The sequence below is a fragment of the Pseudanabaena sp. 'Roaring Creek' genome, from assembly GCF_001402795.1.
GTDB lineage: Bacteria > Cyanobacteriota > Cyanobacteriia > Pseudanabaenales > Pseudanabaenaceae > Pseudanabaena.
This window is the reverse complement of the sequence record NZ_LIRE01000217.1, coordinates 1-3,970: the sequence shown is the minus strand read 5'-3', so window position 1 is coordinate 3,970 and position 3,970 is coordinate 1. Positions and strand designations below refer to the sequence as shown.

2 protein-coding genes and 1 pseudogene are annotated in these 3,970 nt (G+C 44.7%); 1 reads left to right on the top strand and 2 read right to left on the bottom strand.

What is annotated here, in order from left to right; genetic code table 11:
* Positions 1-158, top strand: a pseudogene (locus AC805_RS26740) (IS630 family transposase); the annotation flags it as partial.
* Between the two features lie 82 nt (positions 159-240).
* On the opposite strand, the gene AC805_RS07185 reads toward AC805_RS26740, so the two are convergent.
* Positions 241-1,299, bottom strand: coding sequence for a pentapeptide repeat-containing protein (locus AC805_RS07185; RefSeq protein WP_055074786.1), 1,059 nt, complete (start codon positions 1,297-1,299; stop codon positions 241-243).
* 126 nt (positions 1,300-1,425) lie between these two features.
* On the bottom strand, positions 1,426-3,717 hold the full coding sequence (locus AC805_RS07180) for a serine/threonine-protein kinase (protein ID WP_055074785.1): 2,292 nt from the start codon (positions 3,715-3,717) through the stop codon (positions 1,426-1,428).
* Positions 3,718-3,970 lie beyond the last annotated feature (253 nt).

Below are 3,970 nucleotides of genomic sequence, written 5' to 3'. Positions count from 1 at the left end.
GTCTCGACCGTCGTATTCCTGATAAACAGCTTTTGATTCAGGAAGTCTCGGCTTGGGAAAATCGCAGGAATTCTCTCTCTTGTAAAGTCAATTGGCAATTTACTACTGCTGATGCTCGCATTAAATTGCTTCGCCTCTACCCGTCAATAATTACTTGACTGCCTACTAGTTTTTAATTGGATTTACTATAAAGTAAATTTTTTAGCTCTCTTATATTTTGGATCCTGCGAGTGGCTTCTCCTATCTATGAACTTTCCCATCTGGAAGTGTTGCGCCTTTGAGAATTGCGCCGACGAGATTAGCACTACTCAACTCGGCACGGTTGAGAATTGCGTCCGTGAGATCGGCATCTGCTAGATTTGTCCTTGCGAGATAAGCTTCGATCAGATTTGCTCTGATCATAATCGCTCCCTTCAGATTGGCGCGGCTGAGATCGGCACGGGATAACTTGGCATCCGTGAGATCGGCTCCTTGCATCTGTACTCGACTGGCTTTAATATCTGCCATGATTGCACCATTGAGGGCAACCCCGTTAAAGTCAGCATCAATTAAGATAGCGCGTTCTAGTTTGGCATTATTTAAAACTGCGCCCGCAAGACTAGCACTGCTGAGATTTGCCTCAGTTAGGAATACGCCCTGCAAGTGAGCATTATTTAACTTGGCTTCGCTGAGGTTCGCGCCACTGAGGGTTGCCTCTTGCAAGTTTGCCCCGCGCAGATCCGCCTTATACAGATCGGCTCCCGATAGATTTGCTCCCCGCAGGTCTGCCCCAGAGAGGTTTGCTCCGATCAAACTGGCGATGCTCCGTTTCTTTCTACTGACATCGATTTCATCCCGATCGCCAACTGCTCGCTCTTGTCTGAGATTTGCGCCGCGCATACAAGCACCATTCAGATTTGCCCCACCCAAGTTAATCGTCCGCATATCTGCATCGATTAAGTTCGCATCCATCAAGTTAGCAAGGCTCAGGTTTGCACCAAATAACGTCGTTCCTTGCAAGCTAGCACCATGAAGATCGGCATTAGACAAATTGACGTTACTCAGGCTGGCTTGATTGAGATTTGCACCACAAAGATTTGCGCCTACCATCAAGGCTCCGCGCAGATTGGCACGGGTTAAACAAGCAAAGGTCAGAACCGTACTATTGAGATAGGCTTTGGATAAGTTGACATCGAGCCAATCCGTGCGGGTGAGATTTGCCCCACTAAGTTTAATGCCACTCAGATTGCATCCGCTAAAGTCGCGATCGCCTTGGGCATAACGTCGCAGAATATCTTGAGAAGTGAGCGCTGCATCCATACCGATCGATCCTTTTAAAGTAGTGGCAATTAACAAATGCCCTTACATTTAGTTCTTTGATGTAGGTCTTGTATTAAATATATCGCAGTTTATCTAGAGAATAGCGGCGCAAAGTGCCGCCATTCTCTAGATAAACTGACAAGTGTCATCATCGTCACTGTTGCGAAAGATCAAACTAGGCTGGGTAAAGTCCGTATCGTCAGAGGGCGATTGATGACCTTCCGCAGGATGTTGCATCGATTTAACCTCAAGCAGATCGTAGAGAGATCTAACGGCTTGCAGGATATAGCTAGCTGATTGATCGTAAGCCTTCGGTTCACTTAGCGATCGCGCGGTTTGCCAAATTGATTTTTCCGCCCTATCAAAGGATGCGTGGGCATAAAAAAATTGTCGCAGCAGTCCATCTAGTCCATGACTGCGTAAATCTTGCCAATTATCGCGATCGGGATCGAAGGGATAGTAAAGTACGGAAAAAAGTAAAATCTTGGCTCGCATGGAACTAGTAAATCGCATTAGTTCTAGCCTTAGGTCAAATAGATCGCTAGCAATTTGGGGATTAAAGGGAATCCTGCTAGGACTTTGTAAATTCACTGGTGATTCTGTTGGTAATTCTGTTGGCAATTCCATTTGCGGTGAATTGCTGGTTGCCTCTATAGCGCGATCGGGGTAGAGCGGTTCTAACTTGATCAGCAATAAATTCCCGATCGCTAAATATTCCGTAGGCTTAGAAACTCTTTGGACAGCCCCCTGTATCAATGCGGTCAACTGGGAAAATGTGGGCACAAAGGAGACTAGTTCTCTTAGTAAATTTGTCCAATTTATACTGTTCAACTGGCGGAGATCGCTCTCCCATACATCTTGGTAGGTATAAAATAACAGCTTTTTGAGCCGCATTTGCTGGGTATCGGTGTCAATGTCATGGGCAACCCATACATAAACATCCGATTCATCATAGGTATAGGGATCGATCGCTGCTATTTCATGACCAACTATGCCCAATTCCGAACTCATTTGCATGGAAGTTACATTAACTGCCTCTGGTTCAGATGCCACTGGTTCTAAACTATTGTAAGAATTATCAATCGGAGCGATCAGTTGCGCCGAATCGGCATTAATTACTAGATGATTAACTGAATAAACTTCTGGACGACTAGGAGAAATGGATGGAGTGGAAGCGACAGGTTCTGCGATCGCCGCTTCTGTTTTTTGATACATCTGTGATGCGGCATTAAAAACGATCTTCGCCACGATTAAATATTGGCGCTGCTTTTGTACATCAATTGTTTTAACTGCCTTAACTAAGTTCTCTTTAAGCAATTCGATCGTGGGATATTGCTGATATATGTCCTGAAGTAATTCCCCAAAACTAAAATTATTTAAACGGTTGAGATCGTTTTCCAAAATACCCGTACAAACTAGGCATACGAGCTTCTTTGCCCTGACGGGATCTTCACACATTTCTAAATCATCGGAGACATCATCGATCAGCTTATCGATCGGACTTTTGACCGTATGCGCGGGAATAGGATTTGGAGATGCATCAACCGATGGAGTCACTACACTGAGAATCGTGTGAGCGAGCGATCGCGCCAGTAGGGGTTGGAGCGCATCTAAAACTTCACTCGCCGATTGATAGCGCTGCCGAAAGTCAAAACGCACCATTTTATCGAGTACTTCTGCCAAGGTTGGGGTAACTTTGGCAAGATCGCGCCAGCAAAACTCACTTGTTATCGGATCTTCAGGAATCTGATTGGGCGATAATCCCGTCAGGGCTTGCAAAGCAATCATCCCGATCGCATAGATATCACTGGCATACATTGTCTTGCCACTATACTGCTCGTTTGGCATATAGCCTGGGGAGCCAATCACTAAGCTCGAAGTGTTGGTATTACCTAACTGGCTGATCGGCTGGGTACTAACCTCTTTGACTGCACCAAAATCAATCAAGACGATCTTCTTATCGCTGGTACGCCGAATCAGATTGCTAGGTTTGAGATCCCGATGAATCACCTGTTGTTGATGAACAAAATCAAGGGTAGGGAGAATATCCGTTAGAAAATCAATCGTATATTGCTCACCCAAACATTGACCGCGCTTAATCTCTTGGGTTAAAACATCACCTTCAATGAGTTCTTGGGCGAGAAAAAACTCTTCGTCCTCTTCAAAGTGAGCCAGTAAACTGGGAATGCAATCGTGCTTACCCAATCGATAAAGCACCTTTGCCTCTTTATCAAATAGTTCACGGGAGATTTTTAAAATTTCTGCTTGGGATGAGGCAGGCTTAAGTTGCTTGATCACGCAGGCTGGGCGATCGGGCAAATATCCATCTTCTGCAATAAATGTTTGGCTAAAGCCACCTCCGCCAAGCATCTTAACGATCTTATAGCGCCCAGTCAGGGTTTTACCGAGCATAATCATTTCAGCCAATACTAACTTCAATATTTTTGCACTTCCTTAACGTCCTCGCAAGTTAATTGTCAGGACTTTTTGCAAAATATTTAGGATTATGACACTTAATAGAGGGGTGACGAAAAGCGCCACCTCTCTATAGCAATCAAATAAGCCTTCGGCTTCTCTTAACTCATTTAGGGTTGCAATAAGTAAGTGGGCATAATTAAAATCCAGATCTAAAACCTGCGCCGCAGGTTTTAGATCTGGATTTTAATTATGC